Source organism: Clostridium sp. CF012 (genome assembly GCF_018861755.1).
Taxonomy (GTDB): domain Bacteria; phylum Bacillota; class Clostridia; order Clostridiales; family Clostridiaceae; genus Clostridium_AD.
On the sequence record NZ_JAHLEF010000007.1, the window covers coordinates 99,201 to 125,624 of the forward strand.

The 26,424-nt window shown below is 33.5% G+C and carries 24 protein-coding genes; 7 read left to right on the forward strand and 17 right to left on the reverse strand.

Going from position 1 to position 26,424, the window contains the following annotated elements; all coding sequences use genetic code 11:
• Nucleotides 1-121: 121 nt before the first annotated feature.
• The 8 genes from aroQ to aroF are packed head-to-tail and all read right to left on the reverse strand — an operon-like array spanning nucleotide 122 to nucleotide 7,633.
• Entirely contained in the window at nucleotides 122-547 is a 426-nt protein-coding gene (gene aroQ, locus KPL50_RS08945) for a type II 3-dehydroquinate dehydratase (RefSeq protein ID WP_216298114.1), read from the reverse strand.
• Between the two features lie 11 nt (nucleotides 548-558).
• Nucleotides 559-1,065, reverse strand: a complete 507-nt coding sequence (locus KPL50_RS08950) for a shikimate kinase (RefSeq protein ID WP_253200529.1) — start codon at nucleotides 1,063-1,065, stop codon at nucleotides 559-561.
• A complete protein-coding gene (gene pheA / locus KPL50_RS08955) occupies nucleotides 1,062-2,201 on the reverse strand; it encodes a prephenate dehydratase (RefSeq protein ID WP_216298115.1) in 1,140 nt (379 codons plus the stop codon). The genes KPL50_RS08950 and pheA overlap by 4 nt, the downstream gene beginning before the upstream one ends.
• 59 nt (nucleotides 2,202-2,260) lie before the next feature.
• Nucleotides 2,261-3,331: a chorismate synthase gene (aroC, locus tag KPL50_RS08960; RefSeq protein WP_216298116.1), complete on the reverse strand. Its 1,071-nt coding sequence runs from the start codon at nucleotides 3,329-3,331 to the stop codon at nucleotides 2,261-2,263.
• On the reverse strand, nucleotides 3,312-4,649 hold the full coding sequence (aroA, locus tag KPL50_RS08965; protein WP_216298117.1) for a 3-phosphoshikimate 1-carboxyvinyltransferase: 1,338 nt from the start codon (nucleotides 4,647-4,649) through the stop codon (nucleotides 3,312-3,314). Before aroA ends, aroC begins: the two co-directional genes overlap by 20 nt.
• 28 nt (nucleotides 4,650-4,677) lie before the next feature.
• Nucleotides 4,678-5,754 (reverse strand): 3-dehydroquinate synthase, encoded by a 1,077-nt coding sequence (gene aroB, locus KPL50_RS08970; RefSeq protein ID WP_216298118.1) that lies wholly within the window; start codon nucleotides 5,752-5,754, stop codon nucleotides 4,678-4,680.
• A 1-nt stretch (nucleotide 5,755) separates the two neighbouring features.
• The gene (locus KPL50_RS08975; protein WP_309245153.1) at nucleotides 5,756-6,616 is read right to left on the reverse strand and encodes a prephenate dehydrogenase; all 861 of its coding nucleotides are present in this window, start codon (nucleotides 6,614-6,616) and stop codon (nucleotides 5,756-5,758) included.
• Between the two features lie 3 nt (nucleotides 6,617-6,619).
• Nucleotides 6,620-7,633 carry a 3-deoxy-7-phosphoheptulonate synthase gene (gene aroF, locus KPL50_RS08980; RefSeq protein ID WP_216298119.1) on the reverse strand — a complete coding sequence of 338 codons (1,014 nt, stop codon included), beginning with the start codon at nucleotides 7,631-7,633 and terminating at the stop codon, nucleotides 6,620-6,622.
• Nucleotides 7,634-8,161: 528 nt separating this feature from the next.
• Here aroF and KPL50_RS08985 point away from each other — a divergent pair.
• From KPL50_RS08985 to KPL50_RS08995, 3 genes are all read left to right on the forward strand, one after another.
• Nucleotides 8,162-9,109, forward strand: a complete 948-nt coding sequence (locus tag KPL50_RS08985) for an L-lactate dehydrogenase (protein ID WP_216298120.1) — start codon at nucleotides 8,162-8,164, stop codon at nucleotides 9,107-9,109.
• 158 nt (nucleotides 9,110-9,267) lie between these two features.
• Nucleotides 9,268-9,909: a pentapeptide repeat-containing protein gene (locus KPL50_RS08990; RefSeq protein ID WP_216298121.1), complete on the forward strand. Its 642-nt coding sequence runs from the start codon at nucleotides 9,268-9,270 to the stop codon at nucleotides 9,907-9,909.
• A gap of 54 nt (nucleotides 9,910-9,963) precedes the next feature.
• The gene (locus KPL50_RS08995; RefSeq protein WP_216298122.1) at nucleotides 9,964-11,004 is read left to right on the forward strand and encodes a metal-dependent hydrolase; all 1,041 of its coding nucleotides are present in this window, start codon (nucleotides 9,964-9,966) and stop codon (nucleotides 11,002-11,004) included.
• A gap of 128 nt (nucleotides 11,005-11,132) precedes the next feature.
• Here KPL50_RS08995 and KPL50_RS09000 read toward each other — a convergent pair whose 3' ends face one another.
• A complete protein-coding gene (locus KPL50_RS09000) occupies nucleotides 11,133-11,336 on the reverse strand; it encodes a GH36 C-terminal domain-containing protein (RefSeq protein ID WP_309245155.1) in 204 nt (67 codons plus the stop codon).
• Here KPL50_RS09000 and KPL50_RS27850 point away from each other — a divergent pair.
• The 3 genes from KPL50_RS27850 to KPL50_RS09015 all read left to right on the forward strand — a co-directional run bounded on the left by KPL50_RS27850 (nucleotide 11,335) and on the right by KPL50_RS09015 (nucleotide 13,057).
• Nucleotides 11,335-11,424 carry an AraC family transcriptional regulator gene (locus KPL50_RS27850; RefSeq protein ID WP_216298200.1) on the forward strand — a complete coding sequence of 30 codons (90 nt, stop codon included), beginning with the start codon at nucleotides 11,335-11,337 and terminating at the stop codon, nucleotides 11,422-11,424. The genes KPL50_RS09000 and KPL50_RS27850 overlap by 2 nt on opposite strands.
• A 98-nt stretch (nucleotides 11,425-11,522) precedes the next feature.
• A complete protein-coding gene (locus tag KPL50_RS09010) occupies nucleotides 11,523-12,245 on the forward strand; it encodes a phosphatase (protein WP_216298124.1) in 723 nt (240 codons plus the stop codon).
• Nucleotides 12,246-12,352: 107 nt separating this feature from the next.
• Entirely contained in the window at nucleotides 12,353-13,057 is a 705-nt protein-coding gene (locus tag KPL50_RS09015; protein ID WP_216298125.1) for a tetratricopeptide repeat protein, read from the forward strand.
• Nucleotides 13,058-13,178: 121 nt separating this feature from the next.
• Here KPL50_RS09015 and KPL50_RS09020 read toward each other — a convergent pair whose 3' ends face one another.
• Nucleotides 13,179-14,729, reverse strand: a complete 1,551-nt coding sequence (locus KPL50_RS09020; protein WP_216298126.1) for a serine/threonine-protein kinase — start codon at nucleotides 14,727-14,729, stop codon at nucleotides 13,179-13,181.
• Between the two features lie 49 nt (nucleotides 14,730-14,778).
• Nucleotides 14,779-16,806 (reverse strand): alpha-amylase family glycosyl hydrolase, encoded by a 2,028-nt coding sequence (locus KPL50_RS09025; protein WP_216298127.1) that lies wholly within the window; start codon nucleotides 16,804-16,806, stop codon nucleotides 14,779-14,781.
• Nucleotides 16,807-17,057: 251 nt separating this feature from the next.
• Here KPL50_RS09025 and KPL50_RS09030 point away from each other — a divergent pair, with 251 nt between their 5' ends.
• Nucleotides 17,058-17,675: a nitroreductase family protein gene (locus tag KPL50_RS09030; protein ID WP_216298128.1), complete on the forward strand. Its 618-nt coding sequence runs from the start codon at nucleotides 17,058-17,060 to the stop codon at nucleotides 17,673-17,675.
• Between the two features lie 57 nt (nucleotides 17,676-17,732).
• Here KPL50_RS09030 and KPL50_RS09035 read toward each other — a convergent pair whose 3' ends face one another.
• The 6 genes from KPL50_RS09035 to KPL50_RS09060 form a co-directional block, all read right to left on the reverse strand.
• Complete coding sequence (locus KPL50_RS09035) at nucleotides 17,733-19,832, reverse strand: sodium-translocating pyrophosphatase (RefSeq protein WP_216298129.1); 2,100 nt, start codon at nucleotides 19,830-19,832, stop codon at nucleotides 17,733-17,735.
• A gap of 570 nt (nucleotides 19,833-20,402) precedes the next feature.
• Nucleotides 20,403-21,425 carry a biotin-dependent carboxyltransferase family protein gene (locus KPL50_RS09040; protein ID WP_216298130.1) on the reverse strand — a complete coding sequence of 341 codons (1,023 nt, stop codon included), beginning with the start codon at nucleotides 21,423-21,425 and terminating at the stop codon, nucleotides 20,403-20,405.
• 4 nt (nucleotides 21,426-21,429) lie between these two features.
• Nucleotides 21,430-22,164, reverse strand: coding sequence for a 5-oxoprolinase subunit PxpB (gene pxpB, locus KPL50_RS09045; protein WP_216298131.1), 735 nt, complete (start codon nucleotides 22,162-22,164; stop codon nucleotides 21,430-21,432).
• Nucleotides 22,165-22,180: 16 nt separating this feature from the next.
• Nucleotides 22,181-23,410: an NRAMP family divalent metal transporter gene (locus tag KPL50_RS09050; protein WP_216298132.1), complete on the reverse strand. Its 1,230-nt coding sequence runs from the start codon at nucleotides 23,408-23,410 to the stop codon at nucleotides 22,181-22,183.
• 11 nt (nucleotides 23,411-23,421) lie between these two features.
• Nucleotides 23,422-24,195 carry a LamB/YcsF family protein gene (locus tag KPL50_RS09055; RefSeq protein WP_216298201.1) on the reverse strand — a complete coding sequence of 258 codons (774 nt, stop codon included), beginning with the start codon at nucleotides 24,193-24,195 and terminating at the stop codon, nucleotides 23,422-23,424.
• A gap of 165 nt (nucleotides 24,196-24,360) precedes the next feature.
• Nucleotides 24,361-26,418 carry a penicillin-binding transpeptidase domain-containing protein gene (locus tag KPL50_RS09060; protein ID WP_216298133.1) on the reverse strand — a complete coding sequence of 686 codons (2,058 nt, stop codon included), beginning with the start codon at nucleotides 26,416-26,418 and terminating at the stop codon, nucleotides 24,361-24,363.
• Between the last annotated feature and the right edge of the window lie 6 nt (nucleotides 26,419-26,424).

The window sequence follows — 26,424 nt, forward strand, 5'->3', positions numbered from 1 at the left end:
CCAATAACGCCACTGACCTTTTATTTATTATAATAATTCGATATCTTCATTTTTAGAAAATTCTTCTAAAATATCTTCAACTATTTCTAAAATTTCGTGCTTTGCTTCTTGTTCTAAATCACTATTCCTGAACTAAAGCGTTTATTGCCATAATATAGCCATATTTACCAAAGCCACAAATTTGGCCCTTGCAGGCTGGTGCTGTTACTGATTTTTGTCTAAATTCTTCCCTAGCATGTATATTACTAAGATGAACCTCTATAGTATTTATAGAAACGGATTTTATTGCATCAAATATTGCAATACTATAATGGGTGTAGGCTCCCGCATTAATGATTATTCCTTCATACTTTTCGTAAGCCCCCTGTATGAAGTTTATAATTTCACCTTCAATATTGCTTTGAACAATATCAATATGAACCTGAAGTTTTTTAGCCTCTTTATAGAGATAGCTGCACATTTCTTCGTAAGTTGTGTTCCCGTACACTCCCTTTTCCCTAATTCCAAGAAAATTTAAATTTGGACCATTAATTATTAATATCTTCATAACCGCACCTCTTATTTATTAATTTCTGTATATATTTCTATAATATTACTCACCACATCATCAATATTACTAATATTCATAATTTCATGATCACAATATTTTTTATACAAGGGCCCTCTCTCCTCAAACAATTTATAAATCTGAGATGGGTCCTTTGAAAGTAAGGGACGAGTTTCAATGTCTATATCCCCTGCTATGTTTTCAATCGGGCGGTTGATATAAATTATAATACCATTTTTCTTAAGATTTAAAATATTTTCATATATCTTAACCACTCCACCACCGGTTGAAATAACCGCAGGAGCTTTTTCTGATACTTCCGTAATAGCTTTAGCTTCTATTTCTCTAAATAAAGCCTCACCATTTTTAAATATTTCAGTAATGGTGTGATTTGTACACTCCTCAATATATGTATCTATATCTAGAAATGATAATCTTAGTTTTTCTGCAAGTATTTTTCCAATTGCACTTTTACCACAACCAGGCATCCCAATTAAAACTATGTTTTTCATCATCATTTTATATCCACAATTTCACTTCTATAATTTCCCAGTATCTTAAAATAACGACTATTCAGTTTAATTAAATCAATTGAGGCTATTACTTTACTTTCATTCATATTTCCCTCAAAATCTATGTAAAAGAAATATTCCCAGGGCTTATCTACAATTGGCCTAGATTCAATTTTCAAAAGATTTATATTGCTCTGCGCAAAATGCTTTAAAACGTTATAAAGTGAACCTGCCTTGTGGGTTGTAGACAAAACTGTGCTTATTTTATCGCTAGAGCAGGTTATTTCCATATCCTTACCAATGACAACAAACCTAGTCATGTTTGTTGCATTTGAATTTATATTTTTCTGCAAAATTTGGAGACCATATATTTCTGCTGCCTTAGAACTGGCTATTGCTACCAATGTTTTATCCTGTCTTTGTTTAACTAACTCTGCACTTTTTGCAGTGCTCTTAAATGGGACTAACTTCCAATGTTTATACCCTTTTAAGAATTCCATGCTTTGCTCTAGCCCTTGCGAGTGAGAATAAACCTCTTTAATATCATCTAGGGTTGAACCTTTAATTCCCATTAGATTTTGGCTTATTTTAAGATATTTTTCCCCTACTATATAAAAGTTATATTTATTAAGTAGATCATAAACTTCAGATATTGCTCCTGTGGAAGAATTCTCTATGGGAATTACCCCATAATTTATTTTACCATATCTTAAGTCTAAAAATATATCCTCAAACTCACTTATTGCTTTTGTATCCACTTTTTCACCAAAATACCCTTTTAGTGCCTCTTCACTAAAGGATCCTGTAACGCCATAAAATCCAACTGTTAGCTTTTTATCGCTAACTAAAACTCCACTTGAATTTAAATTTTTGCTTTGAAATTCTCTACTTATTTCCATTACAGATTTAAAGAATGCTTCTACCTCTAAGAGTAAGTCACTATTCTTAACGAGATTTAAGTTTTTCTTTATAACCGCCTCTTCTCTAGCTTCATTTAAAATTTCCATATTATTTTTCTTTTTATATTCAGCTATATTTAAAACTACCTCCATACGATTTTCAAATAGTGAAAGTAGGCTAGCGTCGATTTTATCAATTTGATTTCTCAAATCATTTATATCATAATTATCTACATTACTCATTAAATCACATCCTTAAATTATCACCCTCGGTGCTGTTTATCTTCTAATAAGCTCTAATATTACATAAAATCTAAAATGCTCATTGCTGCGCAAGATTCAATTACTGGTAAAGCTCTTAAAACTATGCAAGGGTCATGCCTACCTATAACAGACACTTCTGAATTTTCTAAGGTGTGCATATCAATGGTATTTTGAAGTTTAGCAATGGAAGGTGTTGGTTTCATTGCAACTCTAAACACTATAGGCATTCCATTAGAAATACCCCCATTAATTCCACCATTATTATTAGTTTTCATTTTTACACTACCCTTATCCATGTAAGGTATATCATTTGCCTGACTTCCTCGTACTTTTGTTATTTCAAAGCCACTACCAAATTCTACACCCTTTACTGCGGGTACAGAAAATAGTAATTGAGCTAAATTACTCTCTATAGAATCAAAGAATGGTTCACCAAGTCCACAAGGTAAGTTTAATATGGAAGCTTCAATTATACCTCCAACAGAATCGGACTCTTCCTTAGCTTTTAAAATAATGCTTTCCATTACTTTTCCTTGCACATCATCAATTACAGGGAAATTTTTCTTTGAAATATCTATTAAAAGCTCATTTTTTAAATTTACAGCATCAAAATAGCTATCAAATACATTTGTAATACTCAAAATATGACTTCCAATTAGTATTCCCTTTTCTAAAAGAATTTGCTTAGCAACAGCACCTGCAAAAACAAGTGGTGCAGTAATTCTTCCTGAAAAATGGCCACCACCTCTATAATCGTTAAAGCCTGAATATTTAACTTTACCTGTAAGATCTGCATGACCTGGTCTTGCTAAGTCTTTTAACTTATCATAATCCACAGAATTTTGATTTTCATTATAAATAACTGCGCAAAGAGGCGTACCAGTGGTATATCCATTAAAATACCCACTTAAAATTTCAACCTTGTCTCCTTCACTTCTTGTGGTTGAAAATTTATCTCTGCCTGGGGCCCGTCTTTGCATTTCATTATTTATAAAATCCATATCAAGTTTTATACCGGTGGGTAATCCATCAATGGTTATTCCTATGCCTCTTCCATGAGATTCTCCAAAAATAGAATACTTCACTTTTTTACCCCATTGTCCACTCATTAATTTCCCCTCCTAGGCTCCTAAAATCCTCATAAAAATTCGGGTAAGATTTTTTTACTGCACCACTATCCTGTATTGTAAGCTTTTCAGTACATCTAATTGAAGCAATTGCCATAGCCATAGCTATTCTATGATCATTCCAACTTTTTACAACTCCGCCCATAAGCCATGGTCTACCATGAATTAGCAGTGAATCCTCTCTTTCCATAACATCTGCTCCAATTTTATTTAGTTCTGTTGCTATAGCTTTTACTCTATCAGATTCTTTAATTCTAGCTCTACTTGCATTAATAATTTCTGTAGTACCAAAGCTTAGTGCACCAAGCACTGCAACTATTGGTAAAAGGTCAGGACATTGTGATACATCGATAATAGTACCCTTTAAATCTGATTTTGAAGCCTTTAAGATACCATCCACAAGTGAAATCTTTCCGCCCATATTTTTTATTATGTCCACAATTACCATGTCTCCTTGAAGTGATTGCATATTTAGATTAACACATTGAACCTCTCCACCTAAAACACCCGCTGCAAGGTAAAAGGCTGCTTGAGAAAAATCGCCTTCAACTGTGTAGTCTCTTTTTTGATAATATTGGTTGCCTTTTATCTTGAATTCTCTATAATTATTGTTTTCTATGATTACTCCAAATTTAGATAGTATATCTAAGGTTAAATCTATATACCCAATGGATTCCATTTCCGTAGTAACTTTAATTATTGAATCCCCATTTAATAGTGGTAAGGCATAAAGAAGGCCCGTAATAAACTGAGAGCTTACATTTCCTCTAAGTTCAAAAGTTCCAGGTTTAAAGCTCCCATCTATTGTTAGTGGAAGATATCCTCTATCTGTTGTGTACTTTATATTCTGCTTATCAAAGATTTCATAATAAGGTTTAAGTGTTCTTTCTACTAGTTTCCCTCTACCTTTAAAAACTATTTTTTCTCCAGTGTGCATGGCTATAGGGATTAAAAAACGTAAGGTTGAGCCGCTTTCATTGCATTCTAACTCATTGCGAGCTATTTTATTGTTCGTAGTTTTATTGTTTTCAATTTTATTATTAACTATCCCTTGATTAGAAAACTCAATAGCGCCTTTTCCAATTATCCGCAGGCTATTGGGCAGTTTTTTTATTTGTGCTCCAAGCTTTTCCATGATTTCACAGGTGGCTATTATATCCTCAGACATATTAACGTTATGAACCGCGCATTCGCCCTGGCTCAATGCTGCAGCTATAATTGCTCTATGACATACGGATTTTGAAGGCGGAATTTTCACTTTTCCATTTAAAGAAAAAGGCTGAATAACAACTGATTTCATAGCTTTCACCTCAATTCAATATAGTAATTTATTTATGATTTCTTTGTAAATAATCCACAATCTTAGAGTCCTGAATTTTACCACTAAAGCTATTACCAATGGACTCAATTAATATGAAATTCATATATTCACCAAGGTTTTTCTTATCATGACTAATAGCTTCAATTATAACTTCAGTTTTTATTTCAGGCAAGGTCCACGGTAAATTAAACTTAATTAATATATCTTTTATAGTACTTGATGTTCCAATTTTAGTCATCCCTAGTTCTTCCCCTAATTTTGTTATAGCATACATTCCTATTGCCACCGCTTCTCCATGGGAATACTCTTTAAAATTAAAGAACTGCTCAATTGCGTGGCCTATGGTATGACCAAAGTTTAGTAACATTCTTTCTCCAGTGTCCATCTCATCTTTTTCAACCACAGCAGCCTTAATCCTGCAGCAAGTATAAATGATTTCATCTATGTCTTTTAAAATAGATTCTTTATTTTCATAATTCATCAATTTATAAAATAGCTCTATATCTTTAATTGCTCCATATTTTATAACTTCACCCATGCCGTCATTAAAAAACTTATCATTAAGTGTTCCCAGCAGTAATGGATCAATAAAAACCGCCTTTGGATTATAAAAGTTTCCTACAAGATTCTTCCCACGAGGCAGATCTACTGCAACCTTACCTCCTACGCTACTATCCACTTGTGCTAGTAATGTAGTTGGAATTTGTATTAAAGGAATACCTCTTAAGAAAGTTGCGGCTGCAAAACCAGTCATATCTCCAACAACTCCACCGCCTAAGGCAATTATAATATCTCCTCTGTTTATCTTAAAATCTAAAAGTTTATCGTATACTCCAAAAAGAGTATCAAAAGACTTGCTTTCTTCACCTGCCTTGACCACAATTTTAAAAGTCTCAAATCCCTCGGATTTTAAAGAGCTAATGACCTTTGGGGCATAAAATTTATTAACATTAGAATCTGTTACTATAGCTATTTTTCTTCCTTTATATATCTTTTTAACTTCACTGCCAATTTGTTCTAGTAATCCATTCTTAATGTATATTGGATAACTTCCACTTGATGCTTCTACCTCTATACTATACATCTTAGCCTAGCTCCTTTCTCTTATTGGTCGCACTCTCAAACCTTTTCTTTAAAAAAGCTTTATCACCTTTAATTATTGCATCTTTTATCTCTTTTATATTATTTTCAAAGTCTTGTATTTTATTAATTATATTTTTTTTGTTATACAAGAGTAATTCAGGCCATAATTCCTCATTTATAGTAGCGACTCTAGTTGTATCCTTAAAACCTTCTCCAACAAACTTCGATATTTCCATAATTGAATTATTACAATCTATTAAGGAAACAGCTATAACATGTGGAAGCTGGCTTGTATAAGCAATTATATCATCATGCTCCACAGGAGTAAGGTGGACCACTCTTTTGCATCCCATCCCCCTTGCCAGCTCCCCTACTAAATTTATATTTTCCTCCTTGTTGCTATCTATCGGGGTTAAAATATAATTAGCATGTTTAAACATATCCACAGTGGCGGCCTTTAATCCAGATTCTTCTTTTCCTGCCATAGGGTGACCACCTATAAAATCTAAATCTTCCCGAAGTATCGGCATAATTTCTCTTAGTAAATCACTCTTAATGCCAGCAGTATCTGTAATAACCGCTCCACTTTTAAAGAAATTCATATTAACTTTCACAAAATCAATGGTCTTTTGAGGATAAATGGCAAGTATAACAATGTCCGAATTCATAAGTGGTATTTTTGGGCTTGTATATCCCTTATCAATAATATTCATCTTCTCCGCTATTTCTAAAACATCACTATCAATATCTATAGCCCAAAGGTTTTTAGGTTTTAATTCTTTTAGTGCCATGGAAAAGGAACCACCTATAAGTCCTAAGCCCACAATTGTAATATTAAAGTCACTAAAGTCTAATTTTACCACCTCTTAAATTATTCTATCTTGCGATATTGCAATTGCTCTTACTGAATCTATAAAAGTCTTGAATTTCTCTGGTTTTAAAGATTGTGCCCCATCACACAATGCATTAGCAGGATCGTAATGCACCTCAATTTCCAGCCCATCGGCACCAACGGCTATGGCAGCCTTTGCCAAGGGTTCTACTAACCACCATTTACCAGTAGCATGACTTGGATCTACTATAACCGGCAAATGAGTGAGCTTCTTAAGCACTGGAATTGCACTTAAATCTAGTGTATTTCTTGTAAAAGTTTCAAAGGTTCTAATTCCTCTTTCGCATAAAACTACATTTTCATTTCCCTCTGACATAATATATTCAGCTGACATAAGAAGTTCTTCAATGGTTGCACTCATACCTCTTTTTAAAAGTATTGTCTTATTACATCTTCCTACTTCCTTTAAAAGATCGAAGTTTTGCATGTTTCTAGCTCCAATTTGCAATACATCAGCATATTGTGATATTTTCTCAACTAGCTCTACACTCATAACTTCAGTAACTATTGGAAGTCCTGTTATTTTTTTTGCTTCTAATAATATTCTTAATCCTTCTTCCTCCATTCCTTGGAAACTGTAAGGAGAAGTTCTTGGCTTGTATGCCCCTCCTCTTAGAAAATTAGCGCCTGCTAGCTTTACATCTTTAGCAATAGTTATAAGTTGTGCTTCACTTTCCACAGCGCAAGGTCCAGCTATTATTGCTAGTTCTTTTCCGCCTATTGTTCTATCATCTACTTTTATTATAGTATCTTCAGGATGAAAAAGTCTATTAGCTCTTTTGTACGGAGCTTGAACGTTCATAACCTTATCAACAAATTCCTCTGCTTCAATCTGGCTTATGTTTATTCTACTTGTGTCTCCAACAAGTCCTAAAACACAATGGTTTTCTCCCTGGGAAACATGAACGATGCAACCTAACCCCTCTAGTTTTATCACAATACCTCTAACTTCATCTTGTTTTGCATTTGGATTCATTACAATTACCATTTAAAATTCCTCCTAAAATATTATTTTCTGCCTGAAATTTAATAAAGTGTTTCGGTTATAATTCCTTATAAAAATTTATAAAAAAAGGAAGACCCCTTATAATGGGTCTTCCTTTAAAAAAATAGGAAGACCTCTTATAATGAGTCTTCCTTGCGTGCAGACACAGTTTACTTTCTATAAATCAGCATATACTGGTATTATAGTTTTATTATTAAACTCATTATTTAAAGAAATCATATATATTTTTTTGCACAAAAAGTAGCTAACGCTAAAATAACGATAACTAAAGCTAAAATAAAAATATACTTTTTGGCTGATTCCTTTAACAATGATATTTTTCATAATTACGCCTCACAAAAGTTTGAATTAGTACCTGTAAATTCTTTAATATTGAAATAGTATAACATGTTGGGCTTATTTGTCAAGGAATTACTTTTTGAGAATAGTAAGATTTAGAATACATAATTGATAATAACTATTATTTAGTATATAATGTTAGTATGATATTGAACGAAGGGAAGTTTTTGTATGAAAACAAGAGGAAATAAAATATCCATAATTGGAGCAGGTTTTGTGGGTTCTACTACAGCCTTTGCTCTAATGACTAGTGGACTGGCATCTGAAATTGTAATTGTAGATATAAATAAAGAAAAAGCTGAAGGCGAGGCAATGGATTTATCCCATGGTGCTCCCTTTGTAAGACCTATAGATATAAAGTCTGGAGAATATTCCGACACAAAAGATTCAGATATAGTAATTATCACAGCAGGAATTGGTCCAAAACCTGGAGACTCTAGACTTACATGTATTTCAAAAAATCTAAAAATATTTCAAAGCATTGTCCCAGAGGTTGTAAAATATAGCCCAGATTCTATATTATTAGTAGTATCAAATCCTGTGGATATATTATCCTATATAACCTATAAGCTTTCAGGCTTTCCAAGTAATAGAGTAATTGGGTCAGGTACAGTTCTTGATACTTCAAGGTTTAAATATATGCTTGGTCAGCATTTTGAAGTTGACCCCCGAAATATACACACCTATATAATGGGTGAGCATGGGGACTCAGAAATTGCCACTTGGAGTTTAACCAGCATTGCAGGTATGAATGTTGATGAGTACTGCGATACTTGTGCAAAAAAATGTGGTGGAGAACTAAAATTAAATATATATAATGACGTAAAACAAGCAGCCTATAATGTAATTGAAAAAAAGGGTGCAACCTATTATGCTGTTGCACTAGCTATAAAAAGGATAGTTGAAGCAATATTAAGCAATGAAAACTCTATTCTTACGGTATCCTCTCTTTTAAAAGGTGAATATGGAATTCAAGACGTTTATATGGGAGTTCCAACAATTATAGGTAGACAAGGAGTAAAGAAAATATTACATGTTAACCTAAATGAAGATGAAAACAATCAACTTATTGAATCTTCAAAGGTACTTAAGTCAGTTATAAATGATTCAAAAATATAAGATTTTAATAAATCATTGACTTTTACTGAATTTGTGTATAGTATTTATAATGAAATATGAAGACTTTTAGCCACTTCTCAAAATTGGTTAGGAGTCTTTTTATTTAAGAATACTATATAGAAGGAAGGCAAATAAATGTATTTGCCATGGAGGTAAAAATGGGTAAGAATCATAGTGTTAGAAATAATTTTGTATACAATAATATAGAGAAAAAGGATAAGAATTTTATGTATAAAAATCTTGAGAGAAGCAATTGCTACAATTGTGATTTTACAAGGTCAAATTTTGATTTTGTAACTTTTAGGGGCGCACATTTTAAATCCTGTGTTTTTTTTGAATGTACCTTTAAATGGGCTGAATTCATTGGAACAAATCTAAAGGGCAGTGATTTTAAAAATACTATATTTGAAAATGCTATTTTCGACTCCGTAAATTTAGATGGGGCTGATTTCAAAGATGCAGAATTTAAAAATACTATATTTTTATCAACTGATCTTACAAAAGCTAAGAATCTTAGTATTAAAAATTCAGATACTAAAGTATTTAGTGAAATGCCTGAAATTGAAATTAGTGAAGAACTTCGAATCGCAGTTATAAATTCAATGAAAAATAAATATGTTAAAGCTGCTAGAGTACTTGATACAAAAGATGGTGGCATTAACACGATAAGTCTAATGATATTACTAGAAAACTTTGATGAACAAACCTTAATTAAAGGATTAAATATGATTCAAGCTCAATTAGATTGCGATTTTTACACATTAAGTTATATAGTTAAGTATTTGAAAAATAATATCTAATCAATTTTGCTTACGATTTTTTCAATGACATTAAAAAGGTAAGGTGGACATAATATGAATGGAAAATCGCATCAAAAAATAGCAATGCTATCCTATGCAATAGTAGCAACAATCCCTGCAATTAATTCAATGCTAATATTCAACAATAAATATATAGATGTTCCCATGGGAATAAGTCTTATAGGCCTTGCAACTGCAGGGCTTTCAGGATTACTTGTTGATGCGGATAGTCAGCATAGTAAGATAAATCACATGAACCCACTTACAGGTACAAGTAATAAAGTGATTAACGATGTAGAAAAAATATTAAAGTTATTGCTAAGATTAATCTTAGGGGTTGGACTTGGCGCACTAATTTTGTGGTATTCAAAAACTATCACAGGTGAGTTAGCAGAAATAAAATATATTGAGGAGTATGCTCATATAAATATATATGCTCATATATTTACATATTCTATGGCTTTCATTTTTGTAGTTTTAGGTGTAACTAATGAAAGAAATTTTAAAAGAATCCCCCTAATTGGATCCGTATATAAGAAATTATCAGCTATAATAAGTGTGGGCTCCAATGATTTTGTAAGAATATCCATGTTTTTAACTTATGCTGGCTCAAGCATAATTTTAGCAGTTTATAACTTTACCAATTTAAAGGATCCAACTATTTATCTTATTTGTATCTTGTTAATTGGTATAGCAACCTTCCCTCATAGAACATTTTTGCACTCAATAGAAGGGGTTGCTATTTTTACCATTTCAGCTTCCTATGTATTTAATAAATTGGGCTACGAATATTTAACAGGATGTTTTTTTGTTGGTTATATAAGTCATATTTATTGGGCTGATATATTTACAAAGGAAGGGGTTCCAGTACTTTCAATGCCGAGATTTATTGGGTCATTATTAAAAAAATTAGGTTTTCATAATAAACTTGTTCATTTTTTAGAAAAAATAGGTAAGTTTAAACTTAAATTACCACCTCATATTACCACAGGCTCTGATGCGGGGAATTTATTTGAAGTAATATATATTCTACTGTTATTTGTAGTTGTTGTAATAGGTTTCATTGTTTATGGTGGAAAATTCACAGTAATTTAAATATAGTCCGTGTTTAAGAACTTAAAAGTATATAAGTTACTTTCAGCAAAATATAACGCCTATATCTTAATTTACATAATAATTAAAGATATAGGCTATTTTATTAATTTATATTTTTGTTAACATTGTTAATGTTTTTTTAATCTCCTAACGCAGCTTGTGAAATCCCCCTTAAGTTCTGGCACAACCATGCCAGCATACATTAGCTCATCTCCACCATATATTTCATCTGTACCAATTACTATATAATTCATCTCTGGATCTAACCCTTTAAACTTTAGAGTTTTTAGTTTCATATTACATTCTGCTAATTTTTTAAAGTAACTTACAATTGGTTACTCTGATCAATTTATTTTTTCGAAACAATTTAAAAAAACCATAGGACAATCTCCTTCATATTATAGAAGTAACCATAACTAAATATGTAATTATTAAATATTATATCAAAAGTTTTAACAATGATCTTAAATTTTGGTATACAATAAGGAGAGACAAAGGAAACGTAAAGGAGAGATTTTATGAAATTTGTTGCGGATTTACATACCCATACTATAGTCAGTGGTCATGCATACAGCACACTAATGGAAAACGCAAAATATGCTAGTGAGATAGGCCTAGAGATATTAGGAGTTACTGATCACGGTCCTAATATGCCTGGTTCCCCTGATGTTTGGTATTTTGGAAACTTTAAAGTACTGCCAAGAGAATTGTACGGTGTTAAAATGCTTTACGGATGTGAAGCTAATATAATTGATTATGAAGGTAATCTTGATTTACCAGTAGATATACAAAAGGGTCTTGACATTATGATAGTAAGCATGCATGAGCCACTTATGGAAGGTGGAAAGAGTGCGGATTTAAATACAGCCACAATTTTAAAAGCTATGGATAATCCAAATGTAAATATTTTAGGACATTTGGGAAATCCAAAATTCCCTATACACGAGGAAGAAATAGTAAAAAAAGCAAAAGAAAAAAATATACTGATAGAATTAAATAATAGTTCTTTTGTATCCTCAAGGATAGGCAGTGACGTGAATTGCATTAAAATAGTAAGCCTTTGCAAACAATTTGGTGTAAGGATTATTGTAAATAGTGATGCTCATTTCTGTTTTTCTATAGGAAATTTTACAGTTGCAGAAAAAGCACTTAAAACTATAAATATGCCTGAAGAGCTTATTATTAATACAAATAAAGCAATATTAATAGACTTTCTTCGCGAAAAAGGGAAAAATATATAATCCCATATATCAATTTAACTTTAACCTCAAAAAAATAAGGAATACATAGCTTTATAGGGTTTTAAGTGTCAACTTAAAGCCCTATAATAAAAGAATAGGTGGAAAATATGAAATCTCGATGGTTTAAATTCCCAATATTAATTTTTATTGTTTTTGCGGGCATAATAGTTAGTACTGCAATTAAAAACCTTAATTCAAAAAATAATAGTGTGATTCAAACAAACAATAAAGCTGAAGTAAATACTAATAAAAGTGAAGAAATAATAAATCGTAAATTAGAAGATGCTAAAATTAAAAAACAACAAGAGTTAAAACAAAAGCAAGAGAACTTAGAAAAAAGATGGAAACTAGGTTATGATGAGTTTTTCGAAAAAAAATATAAGCAAGCTATTGAAACTGAAAGACAAGTAATTAAAGAAGATCCTAACTTTTATAAAGCATATGCGGTTGAAGGGATTGCATTAGCTTACAGTGGAAACTTCAAAAGTGGTATGGCGCAAATTGACATTGCTTTAAAACTTAAGCCTGATTATGGTTATGCAAGATTTAATAAAGCACTAGCTAATGAATTATACGGACATTATGATGAAGCTATCAAATGGTATAAAAAAGATTTGGAAGTGGAAAAATTCGAATGGAGCTATTATGGTATAGCTAGTATTTATGGAAGAAAAGGTGATATTGAAAGTACTATAAAATATTTGAAACTAGCCATTGATATTAACCCAAATATTAGAAATGCAGCAAAAAATGAAGAGGATTTTGATAATGTACAGGAAAGTAAAAAATTTAAAGAGTTAATAAAATACTAAGAGGAAAAAATTTCTAATGACATTTGGATACTTGAAACTACATTTAGCACCAGGTGAGATTAAAATATTATTTTCATAAAAAACTATGCCATATACATAATGTATATGGCATAAATTATCATCATTTTTTAATATCAACAGATAAATTTATATCTTTATTTGTAGCAGAACTTAAAACTGTTTTCAATATATAAGCTCCTTTTTCTAAATCGAAATCTTTAAAGTATAGCTTAATTTCCTGAATGTCAGAGCTTTGTGGAATTAGCATCATAGTAGTTGAACTCTGATTATAGCTTTTTGTAGCTTCATTTTTATCATTTACTAAATAAGTTTTGCTTATATCTAATCTTTGTGTAGTAGCAGCTATATTTTCAATGTTTAATGTAACGATAACAGCATCCTTTATAAGCAGAATGCTTGTTAAAGAAACCGATAGTTTTGAGTTAGAAATAGCTGCTGCAGGATTTAAAGTGAATTGTACAGGAAGATCTTCATCCTCCTCATTCTTATGCTTTCCCTTGCCCTTGCCTTTATCTTTTGCCTTTCCGGGTTCAGCACTTAATTCCGCGGTGCTTTTCATGTCTAATATCCCCTTAACAATAGTGTCCTCTTCTACAACTTCCTTTGGAGGTTCAACAATTGCCTTAGTTTCTTCAGTTGTTTTTGTAGTATTTGCTTCCGTTGTTTTAGCAGCAGTTGAAGAAGCATTTTTATCTACTCCTTTATTATTCATGCTCAAGGCTAAAATAACAACCAAAGCCATTATACAAGCAAGTACTGTTATTATAATTAGTTTAGCTTTCTTCCCAATCCTTTTATCCGCTACCAAAACAGCTTTGGTAGCCTCAGCATAGGATTCATTTGAATCCATAAACATTGTTTTGTCATATTCCTTGTCAGCTTTAATAGCATTTAGCTCAGGGAGCATTAGGTTTACATCACTATAGCGGTTTTTAGGCTCTAAAGCTGAGGCCTTTTGAATTACACTAACTAAACTTTTAGTGGCATCCAAGCTATAATTATCTTCAAATATAAGCTCTGAGGGTATGTTTATGGATTTACCTGTAAACATAAAAAACATGGTGGCACCAAGAGAATAAATGTCTGTTTGGGCGTTGGATTGAGCATTTATAAGTTGTTCTGGCGCTATGTATCCCATAGAACCTAAAATCATAGTGTCGCCTTCTTGATTTTCCTTATAGGTCCGAGCTATTCCAAAGTCAATAAGCACTACCTTGTTGTTAGGTTTTATCATTATGTTAGCAGGCTTTAAATCTCTATATATAATGGGTGGATTAAAGCTATGAAGGTAACTTAATATACTGCATAGTTGTAGTGATATGTCAGATACAAGCTCTGGTGAAAGCACACCATTAGAATTCACATGCTCCTTTAAAGTCTTTCCTTCAATGTAATCCTCCACAATATATAAATTATCGTTTTCATAAAAGATATCGATAATTCGTATAATTCCTATGTGATTTAAATTCTTTAGTATATTAGGCTCAGCAAGAAAATCTATTTTATCTTTCCATTGGCTTTCTACCTCCTTAACTGCCCAAAAATTTCCTAGCCTGTTATTCTTGCACAGGTAAACTGTAGACATACCGCCTCGTCCTAAGACCTTTATTATTTCGTATTTTTCATCTAGTATTTGTCCCGGATTTAACATGTTTTTCCCTCCAATATGAAAGACTCATCTATAAAATGTATTATAAGTATTACCTCACTTTCTTTAGTACCAGTGCTGTTCTACTAGGTGAATATATTATAACCCCAGTTTTATTTCCCTTCTGCTTCAGTGTTTCTGTATGGTAAATATAATCACTTGCAATTCTACCCTGCCCACCAAATATTTTTTCATCACTATTAAACACGATTTTATATTCACCCATTTCATCAGTAGGGAGTTCATATTTAGTGAAAGAAACAGATGTATTAAAATTAAATAAAAATACCAATGCACCTTTTCTAAAAGCAAGCAATTTATGTTCCTCATCAGTCCAAAGATTTTGTAGGTCACAAGCACTTAAAACATTATAGGTTTTTACTAAATCCAACATTTCTCTATCAAAATTTGATAAATATTCATACTTTAGCTGCTTGTCTTCCATTAAACTCCATTGTCTTCTTGCATAATGATAACTCCAATTGTTACCTTCTCGTGGAAAATCGATCCATTCTGGGTGACCAAATTCATTACCCATGAAATTTAAATAACCTTCACCACCTAAAGTTATAGTAATAAACCTAATGAGTTTGAGAAGTTCTACAGCTCTACTTATTACCAAATTATCATCATTTTTTGACATATGAGTATACATTTCCTTGTCCCCTAAACGGAACATTAAGGTCTTGTCGCCTACTAGTGCCTGATCATGTGATTCAGAATAACCTATGTTTTTCTCACGAGGTCGTCTATTAGTCAATTCATACCAAAGATTACTCATACTCCATTTTTCATCTGGTAGTTCTTTAAGTATTTTTACCCAAAGATCGGGTACTCCCATAGATAAACGATAGTCAAAGCCCAAACCGCCAGAACTCACTGGCAAACACATTCCAGGCATTCCACTCATGTCCTCAGCAATAGTTACTGCACTAGGTCTCACTTGCCTTATCAAATCATTAGCTAATTGAAGATAAGTAATTGCTTCTATATCAGTATCCATACTAAAGTATTTACTGTAATCTGTAAAGGCTACTCCAAGCCCATTGTGATGATACAACATAGAAGAAACACCATCAAATCGATACCCATCAAAATGATATTCCTCTAGCCAAAACTTAATATTTGACAAAAGAAAATGAAGAACCTCTGGTTTTCCATAATTAAAAAGTTTTGTACCCCAAGCCGAATGATTACCTAAAGCGCCAGTATTGAAAAATTGATAATCTGTTCCGTCAAACTCATTAATGCCCTCAGCTATATTCTTAATTGAATGAGAATGCACTAAATCAAGTAATACTGCTATACCCATAGAGTGAGCGGTATTTATTAATACTTTAAGTTCTTCTGGGGTTCCGAACCATGATGAAACAGCAAAAAAATTAGATACTTGATAACCAAAGGAAGCATAATAAGGGTGTTGCATTACTGCCATAAGCTGTACCGTATTATAACCAGCAGCTTTTACCCTTGGAAGCGTAATTTCTGTAAATTCTTTAAAAGTACCAATAGCTTCTTTTTCTTGAGCCATACCTACATGAGCCTCATATATAAATAGGGACGTTTTTTTATCAACATGAAACTCACTATCCTGCCATTTAAAATCATAATCTGGTTGCCAAATCTGTCCAACAAAATCGTGAGTAACAGGATCTTGAACAGTACGTTTAATATATAGTGGAATTCTATCTCTTGACACATTTTTAGCCACTACTCTTACCTTAACATAAGACTTATGCTTTAGAGCTTTGAGTCCTGGCAAAAATATCTCCCAATTTCCATTTTCTTTTTTTTGCATTGGATGTGACTTTGCATCCCAATAATTAAAATCTCCAATTAAATAAAGTGCATCAGCTCCCGGAGCCCATTCTCTATAAATCCAGCCATCCTGTATGCAATGAAACCCATAAAATAAGTCTCCGTTAGCAAAGGACTGCAAACTTTGATTATTAGATAGTAATTTTTTTTTGCAAGATGTATATTTCGACCCTCTGAGTTGAATATCCTTTTCAAAGGATATAAGATATGGATCAATGTCCATTATTTCCATGTATTTATTTTTATTTCCATTATTATTCATAAAAAAATCCTTTCATGTTTGCAATTATTGAAATACAAAATATATTATAGCTTATTATATCTAATTCGACTAAATATTTTCAATACCTTTCTTATATTATTAAATAAGTAAAAACAATTTTAATATATACTTGACATAATCAATTGGTTATTGTTATTATACTACTATAAAGTAAATAATAGTTATTAGTAGTTTGTAACTATTAGTAATAGATAACTATAAATAATAAAAAGTACAAGGGGTGTATTTAAATGAATTTAAAACAAGCCTATGAAGATAGACGGTCTATCAATTTCTTTGATATAAATAAGAATCTAGAAGATGCATTACTTAAGGATATAATTAACCTTTCAGTACTTGCTCCTTCAGCATTTAACCTTCAACCTTGGGAAATTATAGCGGTAAAGTCAAAGGAAGCTAAAAAAAGATTACATCAACTTTCAAGTAGTCAACCTAAGATATTAGAAGCTCCAGTAACTTTAATAATTGTAGGAAATAAAACTGGATATGAAGCATCTAATCCTACATGGCAGGACATGTTAAAGATGCTTGGTAATGATCAAGAAAAATTAGCAGGTACTCAAGGTTTTGCACAAAGTTTATATGGCACAACAGAGGAAAATAAATTAAAGTTTGCTGAAAGTAATGCAGGGCTTCTAGCCATGTCTATAATGTATGCAGCAAAGAGCTTTGGAGTAGATTCTCATCCAATGAGTGGCATGGATTTCGAAGGCGTCCGACGCGAATTTGGACTTAGTGAAAATAAGACAGTAGTAATGCTAATTTCTCTTGGATACCTAGATGCAAGCAAGACACTTTACCCAAGAGCACATAGAAGAGGCTACGATGAGATAGTTCAAACTGTTTAATAGTTTTTAACTTTAAAAGCGGCTCCCTAAATTAATAGCGAGCCGCTTTTAGTTTACTTAAAATATTGAAAACTTCAAAATAAATGCTGCAAATACTATTGATACCATTGAAAGTAACTTAATCAATATATTTATGGCTGGGCCTGAGGTATCCTTAAATGGATCTCCTACTGTGTCACCAACAACGGCCGCTTTATGACAATCTGATCCTTTTCCACCCAAGTTCCCAGCTTCGATATGCTTTTTGGCATTATCCCAAGCTCCACCTGAATTTGCCATCATAACTGCAAGTACAAAACCCGTTACAGTTGCTCCTGCCAGGAGTCCTGCCACACCATTTACACCTAAAAGTAGTCCAACTGTTATTGGAATAATAATAGCCAGTAGTGCCGGTAAAATCATTTCCTTTTGAGCTGCTCTTGTACAGATATCAACACAGGTTGCATAGTCAGCTTCTGCGGTTCCTTCCATAAGACCCAATATCTCTTTAAATTGTCTTCTAACTTCTACAACTATAAGTTGCGCAGTTTTACCTACTGCATCCATTGTTAATGCTGCAAATACAAAAGGTACCATTCCACCTATAAATAACCCTATAAGAACCTGTGGGTTTAATATTGACAAGTCGAAAACAAAATCCAAATTTTCTTTTTTCACAATGATTTCTATTTGATCCCTATATGCTGCAATAAGTGCAAGAGCTGTTAGTGCTGCAGAACCTATAGCAAAACCTTTGCCTGTAGCAGCTGTAGTATTTCCTAGTGAATCAAGCGCATCTGTTCGCTCGCGTACTATCGGATCCTGATGAGTCATTTCTGCAATTCCACCAGCGTTATCTGCTACAGGACCATAAGCATCCGTAGCTAAAGTTATACCTAGTGTACTAAGCATACCTACTGCAGCTATTCCCACGCCGTATAAACCCATATTGTAATCTCCTGATCCACCAGCAAAATAAAAACTAGCGGCGATTGCCATAGCCACAATTATAACAGGTAGAAAAGTAGACATCATTCCTAGTGAAATACCACCTATTATAACCGTGGCTGCACCAGTTGTTGTTGTCTGCGCTAGCTTTTTAGTAGGCTTGTACGTATCTGACGTAAAGTATTCTGTACAAAAACCAATTAAATTACCTGCTATAAGCCCACTTAATATAGCAAAGTAAACTCCGATATGCTCCCATCCAAGTACATTCCAAACTAGGAAAAAGGCAAGTATTGCAATTATTGCAGAGCTTGCATAAACACCACGCCTGAGAGCTGCTAAAAGACCCTTTTGCTCAGTTTTTTCTCCTGATTTAACAAAAAAAGTTCCAATAATAGATGCAACTACACCAATTGACGCTATAATCATAGGAATTGCAACACCTTTAACTCCAAGTCCAGCTGCTACGGCAAGAGCTGCTGTGGATACTATTGATCCTACATAGGATTCGTAAAGATCTGCTCCCATACCAGCTACATCTCCAACATTGTCTCCAACGTTATCTGCTATAACTGCAGGGTTTCTTGGATCATCCTCAGGAATTCCTGCTTCAAGCTTACCAACAAGATCTGCACCTACATCTGCAGCTTTTGTGAATATACCTCCACCAACGCGAGCAAATAATGCCATGGAGCTAGCTCCCATTCCAAAAGTAATCATTGCACTTGTTATATTTTGAATTCTTAATGCCGCATCTAAATCCCTATAGAAAAAATCTAATAAATAATACCATATGCTAATATCAAGAAGTCCAAGACCTACAACAGTAAGCCCCATTACTGCACCACTTGAAAAAGCAACCTTTAAAGCACTGTTAAGACTTTTCCCAGCTGCATGTGTAGTTCTAACATTTGCACGAGTGGCAATTTTCATTCCTATAAAGCCTGAAAGACCTGAGAAGAAACCTCCACTTATAAATGCGAATGGTACAAATGGCGTAAGAAACCCAAATGCTGCAAGTATTCCTAGAATTACAAACATAACTACAAAGAAAAGAGCAACTCCCGTGTATTGCCTTTTCAAATAAGCATCTGCACCTTCTCTGATCGCCGTAGCAATTTTTTTCATTTGCTCCGTTCCTTCATCTTCTTTTAATACTTTATATGCAAGATATCCAGCAAAACTAAGGGCTAATATTGAACAAATTGGGGCCAAAATCAATAAATCCATAATAACTGCCTCCTAAATTTTTTAGTGATAGAATCCTCTTCTCGTTAGTTTTCAACTATATAACTATACCCTAAATCTAATACTGTTTCTCATCTCCCCCTCATAAATTACAACATCCTTACAAAGCTCATCATAAATATTAAGATTGTAACACATAATATTATCAAGGATTTCCATATTAAGTAGCTTTACTCTCCTGACTTCCTTTCAATATAATCTTGTGCACAATTTATGGTATTGTACATCTAAACAAGTCTAATACTGTATTAGTTATTACAATTTTCACTATAGCTTGGTAAGTTTTTTAGAAAATTAATAAATTAAACTAATTATAAAAAATTCCCCTTAACTATACATTATAGCACAAATAACCAATTATTAGTATACATGGCAATATTTTATAATTCATTATGATTTTACTAATTTAAATACTTTTAACACATAAACGAATATTACCCAAATGAGCTTACTAACCCTCCAAAGCGACTTCTATTCTCCAAAATCAAGTGCTCTAGCAGTTTTTCTAGAGCACTTTTAGATTTTTAGTGTTTCCCTACGCTAGGACTGTTATTACTTAATTTCCTCTATACTCACTTCAAATTCCTTATTATTTACCCTTACTTTAAAATTTTTAGAACTTGTTTTGTCCGTTCTTAACTTTGCCACACATTCTCTTATCTCATGGAAATCTTTCATGTATTTCCTGTATATCTTATGAGCTTCCACAATGTCTATTGCTTTAAACCTGACACTGTCACCAGGTTTCAACTGGCCAACTATGTTTATATCAGAAGTTATTACTGTGGCAATTTTTGTATACCCCCCAGTAGTTTGTCTATCCGCCATCATAATTATAGGAGCACCATGTCCTGGAACCTGCACCGACCCCATAGTTATTCCGTCTGATATAATGTCTGCACCGACTTTATGGGAGATCTTTGTGCCTGATAAACGATATCCCATTCTATCAGCTTCAATTGTCACTTCATAGGGACAATTAAAAAATGTATTGATACCCGCCCCTGTAAAATAATCATCCTGAGGTCCCATAACTACTCTTACTATATTTTCCTTCTTATAACATGGTATAAACTTAGTTGGAAGCTTTACGGTACCAGCTTTTGAACTTCCTATCTTTATCTCATCCCCAGCCTTCAGTATCCTTCCCTGGAAGCCTCCAACCTTACCCTTCACATAGGTAGACTTACTACCCATAACCTCTGGCACGTCTATGCCATTCGCTATTGATATATAACTCCTACATCCGCTTTTTACAGTTCCAAAGGAAAGCACATCCCCATCTGACACTTTAACTCCACACCACATATCTACGACCACATTATTTATCATGGGTACAAGATTGGCACCTGTAACTGCAATTACCGCCTCACCTAGAAATTTTATTTCCGGACCCATAAGGGTAGCTTCTAAACATGCTTCACCATCGCTGTTGCCTACAATAATATTTGCCACTCTTAGAGCGAATTTATCCATTGCTCCTGCCACAGACATACCAGATTTTTGATAACTATATCTGCCCTCATCCTGAATGGTGGTATACATACCTGGCTTTAATATTTTCATTATTGTCATATACTCACCTTCTTTCCTTTTCACTTGTAATTACGTTGTATTTCCCTTCTCTCTCCAACGCCTCGATATTTTCATATTCCACTTCATCTATTTGTACAAACTTTATAAAATCACCTGCATTTAATAGCACTGGTTCCTTCCTGTATGGATCATATAATTTAACGGGTGTCCTGCCAATTAATTGCCATCCTCCAGGGCTCTCTATAGGATAAATACCGGTCTGCTCGCCTGCAATTCCTACGCTGCCAACGGGTATTTTTGTTCTTGGGGCTTGCAGCCTAGGCGCCGCTATTTTAGCATTCATACCTCCTAGATAGGGAAAACCAGGAGTGAATCCAATCATATAAATCAAATACTCCTTAGACGCATGAATCTTTATTACTTCTTCTATAGATATTTTATTGTGCTGTGCCACAAACTCAATATCAGGTCCATATTCCCCGCCATAAAGTGTTGGTATCTCTATAACTTTAGCTGCAGGAAGTCTCATTTCATCCATTTTTGTCCCGATAGACTTTACTTTATCTATAAGCTCATCTAATTCTATTATAATAGGGTCATAAATTACCATCAGTGACCTATATGTTGGAATAGTCTCTATTATGCCTACAATACTCTCTCCTTCCAATGCAAGTGTAAGACTTCTGATTTTTGAGTTGATCCCTTCTTCAATTTCATCTCCAAACTCTATAACTAATGCTCTATCTCCTGCCAATAAATACTTTGCTTTTTCATACATAGTTTGTATTCACCTCCTATTTCAATAGTTCAAATATTCCTCCCAGTGACTGATAACCTGCAATAAGTGCTAATATTACAACTATATAGCCCAAATACATTAACCATTTTGCATGTTTATAATCTCCTATAATACTTTTCTTTTTAGAAGCAATAAGTATTATTCCAAGTGCAATAGGAAGAATCAACCCGTTTAATGAACCAGCTACTACAAGTAACTTCACAGGCTTACCTACTGTTAGGAATATCAAGGTTGATACAGCTATAAACCCTATTATAAATTTTGACGTATTTTTTTCAAAAATTGGCGCAAGTGTTTTTAAGAATGATACAGATGTATACGCTGACCCAACCACTGAGGATATAGCTGCTGACCAGAGTACAACTCCAAAGAACTTATACCCAAGGTTACCGGCTCCAATCTTGAAAGCTTCAGCTGCAGGATTCTCTGTGCCAAGTGGTTTACCTATATTAACAACAACTCCAAGAATAGCAGCAAAAAGAAGTATTCTCATCAATGACGCTACTATTATACCAATTAATGAGCTTTTATTTATTTCACCCAAACTTTCCTCTCCGGTAATATTAGCATCTATTAGTCTGTGTCCCCCTGCAAATGTTATGTAGCCGCCTACGGTTCCACCCACAAGGGTTATAAAAGGTAGAAAGTCAAACTTGGTGGGTATAAATGTGCTTATAATCATTTCTCCTACTGGCGGTTGTGTTTTAAATGCCACGTATCCCACAACAACAATCATAAGTACACCCAGTACCTTTGTAAAATTATCCATTGCTTTTCCGGCTTCTTTAGAGGTAAATATTAAAACAGCAATAACTGCACTAATAGCTGCACCTATTTTAGCATCTACACCAAACATTACATTAATACCAAGGCCAGCGCCCGCAATATTTCCTATATTAAATGCAAGTCCGCCAAGGCATATCAGAACTGCTAGAAAAACACCAAGACCAGGTAGTGTCTTGTTAGCAATATCCTGACCTCGAAGCCCTGATACACCAATGACTCTCCATATATTTAGTTGAGCTACAACGTTTACAATAATAGTAAGCAGTATAATAAATCCCAAATTAGCTTTATACTTTTCTGTAAATACAGCTGTTTGAGTTATAAACCCCGGTCCTATAGCTGATGTTGCCATAAGGAATGCGGCTCCAATAAGCACCCCCCAATTACTTTTCTTTTTTACGTTTATATGCCTTTTGTCTGAATGTATATTGTTATTCATTAAGTCACTCCCTATTTTATAAATTCATGCAGTGCTTTTATTGTTATTCCGGCTTTTAACATCTCTTCCTTTATAAGTAGAACGAACTCCACAGCCTCTGGATTATCTCCATGAACACATATTGAATCTGCCTTTATGTCCAAATCTTCACCGTTTATTGCCGTGACTTTTCCCTCTGTTACCATTCTTATTACCCTTGAAATAGCTATATTCTTATCGAGAATCATGGAACCTGGAAGGCTTCTCGGAACAAGAGTTCCATCAGGATTATATGCCCTATCTGCAAAAACTTCATTTGCAGCTTTTAATCCTTTTTCCACTGCTGCATTGACCATTTCACTCCCAGAAAGTCCGAGAACTATCAAATCCCTATCAACTTCCCATATACCCTCTATTATTGCTCGCGCTAGTTTTTCATCTTTAGCTGCCATGTTATACATTGCACCATGAGGTTTTACATGTTGCATTTTTCCTCCTACTGCTTTTACAAAACCGTATAGTGCCCCAAGTTGGTATATGGTGTACTGCTTTACCTCGTCTTGAGATACTGTCATATTTCTTCTTCCAAAACCCATAATGTCTGGAAATCCAGGATGTGCACCAATACCTACACCATTTTTACAAGCTGCTTCTACAGTCCTCCTCATAACAATAGGGTCCCCTGCATGCCATCCACATGCAATATTAGCTGATGATATATACTTCAGTACCTCTTCGTCAAGTCCAATTTTGTAAGCGCCAAAACTTTCTCCTAAATCACTGTTTATATCAACAAACTTTTTCATTAGCATCTTTCCTCCTTTGTCTTGTCAAATAATTATGTTGCTTCTACTAAATGTATTTCTCTAAAAAATAATTATTTCCTCTTTTTTCATATAATAAAAAAATCAAATGCTCTAGCAAGCAGTTTTACTAAAACATTTTAGATGCTATTTTTTATTTGCAAAAGACTATTCATTTGTTTTTAAGTAATATTCCATTACTCCTTTTACAATAGGTACCACATAATGACTACCCTTTTTATTTTTGACATCCTCAATTATCATTGCTACTACTATTTGGGGACTCTCAGTATCCATACATACAAACCATCCATTCTCCTCTGCTATAGTGTCTTTGGCATTTTTGAGTTCTGCTGTTCCAGTCTTACCTGCAAGAGCCACCCCATTAATTTTTGCCAAATTACCTGTACCATTTGGATTTTCTATAACTGCAGTGAGACCATCTTTTATAACTTTTATATTACCCACAGAAATTGCATTAGCTTTCCATACCTTAGACTTTACCTTTGTATTAAAACTTTCTAAAGTTGGAGACATAATGTTTCCATTGTTAACAACTGCGCTATAAGAAAGTGCAACCTGCAGTGGACTCATAAGTACTTGCCCCTGACCATAACCAGTATCCGCTAATGCGGCATCGTCTTTAATAATGTTCTTAGTTGCTACTTGTGAATTTACTATGGGATAATCTATTGGAAGTTTTTCTCCTATCCCAAATTTGCTACTTCCCTTTATAAATTCCTCTTTACCTATTTTAAGAGCTGCCATTGCGAAGTATATGTTATCTGAGTATACAAATGCATCCTGTAAATTCACTGACTTTACCTTATCACTAACTCTAGTAACCATATGGGGTCCCCAAGATTTATCTGGTTGCCAATCCTTTCCCGGTATGTTTATAAGTTCACTAGGTTTTATCGTACCTTGCTCGAGTCCAACTGCAGCCGTTATCAATTTAAATGTAGAGCCTGGAGAATATGCAAATTTAAATCTATTTACAATTGGACTCTTACCACTTTCCCATGCTTTCTTTTGGGTATTAGAAACATAAGTGGTATATGCATTTGAATCATATGAAGGCGAACTCACTAAAGCCAATACTTCTCCTGTTTTTGGATTTAACGCTGCGCAGGCTCCTGCCTCATTATTCATCCCTGCATATATCTTCTTTTGAAGTTCAATATCTACTGACAATTTTATATTTTCACCAGCTTTAGATTCCTTTTTAAGAATTACATCTTCCTTCCCATCCTTTTGTTTTAATATGAATATTTTTGCTCCATTTTCTCCTCTAAGTCTTTTTTCATACACCTGTTCCAGACCTGCCTTACCTATCAAACTAGATGAACTATAACCCTGTCCTTTATTATTCTCTAGCTCCTCAGCAGTTATTGGTTTAATATACCCTATAAGCGACCCAAAGGATTCCCCACCTGGATATACTCTCCCTTTAGGCTTCATATGGATTACCCCTTCAATCTTCATTACTCCATCTATCTTTACTTTTTCAGTACTTAAAATATTTATAATTGGTGTAAACTGATTAGAATTTTCATTACCTTTTAGTTTATTTTCTATAACTGAGGCATCAATATCTAGCATTTTAGCCATTTGAGATATATTAGTGTCTTTATTTTTAACAAATCTAATAGGTTCTATCCCAATGCTGACAATTGTACTATTTATTGCAAGTGGTTTTCCATCTCTATCATAAATTTCCCCGCGTATTGCAGGTTCGGGAGTTATCCTAACCTTATCTCCGGCTTCCATTTTAGGAAATATCAGCTTCTCATTCCAAAGTAGGGTCCACTTCTTTTTATTGTTAACTTTTTCTTTTACCATATTTGCCTGGTAGCCCGGCATATCTAATTGTCCTGCAGCAGTATTCATAGTTATGGAAAATGGTATGTTAATAGTTTTTTTGTTTCCATCTTCAATTTTTTCTTCATTCTCCACTTTAATTGATATGTTTTTAACCTCTATTCCACTATAAATATTAGTGTATTTATCTACAAATTGCTTTTCGGTTACTATTTCCTTAGTTTTAACTGAAAGCATGCTATACATGGTTTTAAAATCCTTCTTTACCCAATTATTCTTATATGCATCAAAGGTTTTTGCTGCACTATCCCCTTTTGTAAAACACACAACCATAAATACTGTTATTAATATTATTATAACTACACCGATTGTAAGAAAGACTGTTTTCAAATTTTTTTTTGGCACTTTGTA

What these genes read in the sequence shown, in the direction of transcription:
- KPL50_RS09030 (WP_216298128.1), top strand. Translation starts at nt 17,058, where the DNA reads ATGAATTTAAAACAAGCCTATGAAGATAGACGGTCTATCAATTTCTTT.
- KPL50_RS08990 (WP_216298121.1), top strand. Translation starts at nt 9,268, where the DNA reads ATGGGTAAGAATCATAGTGTTAGAAATAATTTTGTATACAATAATATA.
- pxpB (WP_216298131.1), bottom strand. Translation starts at nt 22,164, where the DNA reads ATGTATGAAAAAGCAAAGTATTTATTGGCAGGAGATAGAGCATTAGTT.
- KPL50_RS09050 (WP_216298132.1), bottom strand. Translation starts at nt 23,410, where the DNA reads ATGAATAACAATATACATTCAGACAAAAGGCATATAAACGTAAAAAAG.
- KPL50_RS09040 (WP_216298130.1), bottom strand. Translation starts at nt 21,425, where the DNA reads ATGACAATAATGAAAATATTAAAGCCAGGTATGTATACCACCATTCAG.
- aroQ (WP_216298114.1), bottom strand. Translation starts at nt 547, where the DNA reads ATGAAGATATTAATAATTAATGGTCCAAATTTAAATTTTCTTGGAATT.
- aroB (WP_216298118.1), bottom strand. Translation starts at nt 5,754, where the DNA reads ATGTATAGTATAGAGGTAGAAGCATCAAGTGGAAGTTATCCAATATAC.
- aroC (WP_216298116.1), bottom strand. Translation starts at nt 3,331, where the DNA reads ATGAGTGGACAATGGGGTAAAAAAGTGAAGTATTCTATTTTTGGAGAA.
- pheA (WP_216298115.1), bottom strand. Translation starts at nt 2,201, where the DNA reads ATGAGTAATGTAGATAATTATGATATAAATGATTTGAGAAATCAAATT.
- KPL50_RS09020 (WP_216298126.1), bottom strand. Translation starts at nt 14,729, where the DNA reads ATGTTAAATCCGGGACAAATACTAGATGAAAAATACGAAATAATAAAG.
- aroA (WP_216298117.1), bottom strand. Translation starts at nt 4,649, where the DNA reads ATGAAATCAGTTGTTATTCAGCCTTTTTCTTTAAATGGAAAAGTGAAA.
- KPL50_RS09035 (WP_216298129.1), bottom strand. Translation starts at nt 19,832, where the DNA reads ATGGATTTATTGATTTTGGCCCCAATTTGTTCAATATTAGCCCTTAGT.
- KPL50_RS08995 (WP_216298122.1), top strand. Translation starts at nt 9,964, where the DNA reads ATGAATGGAAAATCGCATCAAAAAATAGCAATGCTATCCTATGCAATA.
- KPL50_RS09055 (WP_216298201.1), bottom strand. Translation starts at nt 24,195, where the DNA reads ATGAAAAAGTTTGTTGATATAAACAGTGATTTAGGAGAAAGTTTTGGC.
- KPL50_RS08985 (WP_216298120.1), top strand. Translation starts at nt 8,162, where the DNA reads ATGAAAACAAGAGGAAATAAAATATCCATAATTGGAGCAGGTTTTGTG.
- KPL50_RS08950 (WP_253200529.1), bottom strand. Translation starts at nt 1,065, where the DNA reads ATGATGATGAAAAACATAGTTTTAATTGGGATGCCTGGTTGTGGTAAA.
- KPL50_RS09025 (WP_216298127.1), bottom strand. Translation starts at nt 16,806, where the DNA reads ATGAATAATAATGGAAATAAAAATAAATACATGGAAATAATGGACATT.
- aroF (WP_216298119.1), bottom strand. Translation starts at nt 7,633, where the DNA reads ATGGTAATTGTAATGAATCCAAATGCAAAACAAGATGAAGTTAGAGGT.
- KPL50_RS09015 (WP_216298125.1), top strand. Translation starts at nt 12,353, where the DNA reads ATGAAATCTCGATGGTTTAAATTCCCAATATTAATTTTTATTGTTTTT.
- KPL50_RS09010 (WP_216298124.1), top strand. Translation starts at nt 11,523, where the DNA reads ATGAAATTTGTTGCGGATTTACATACCCATACTATAGTCAGTGGTCAT.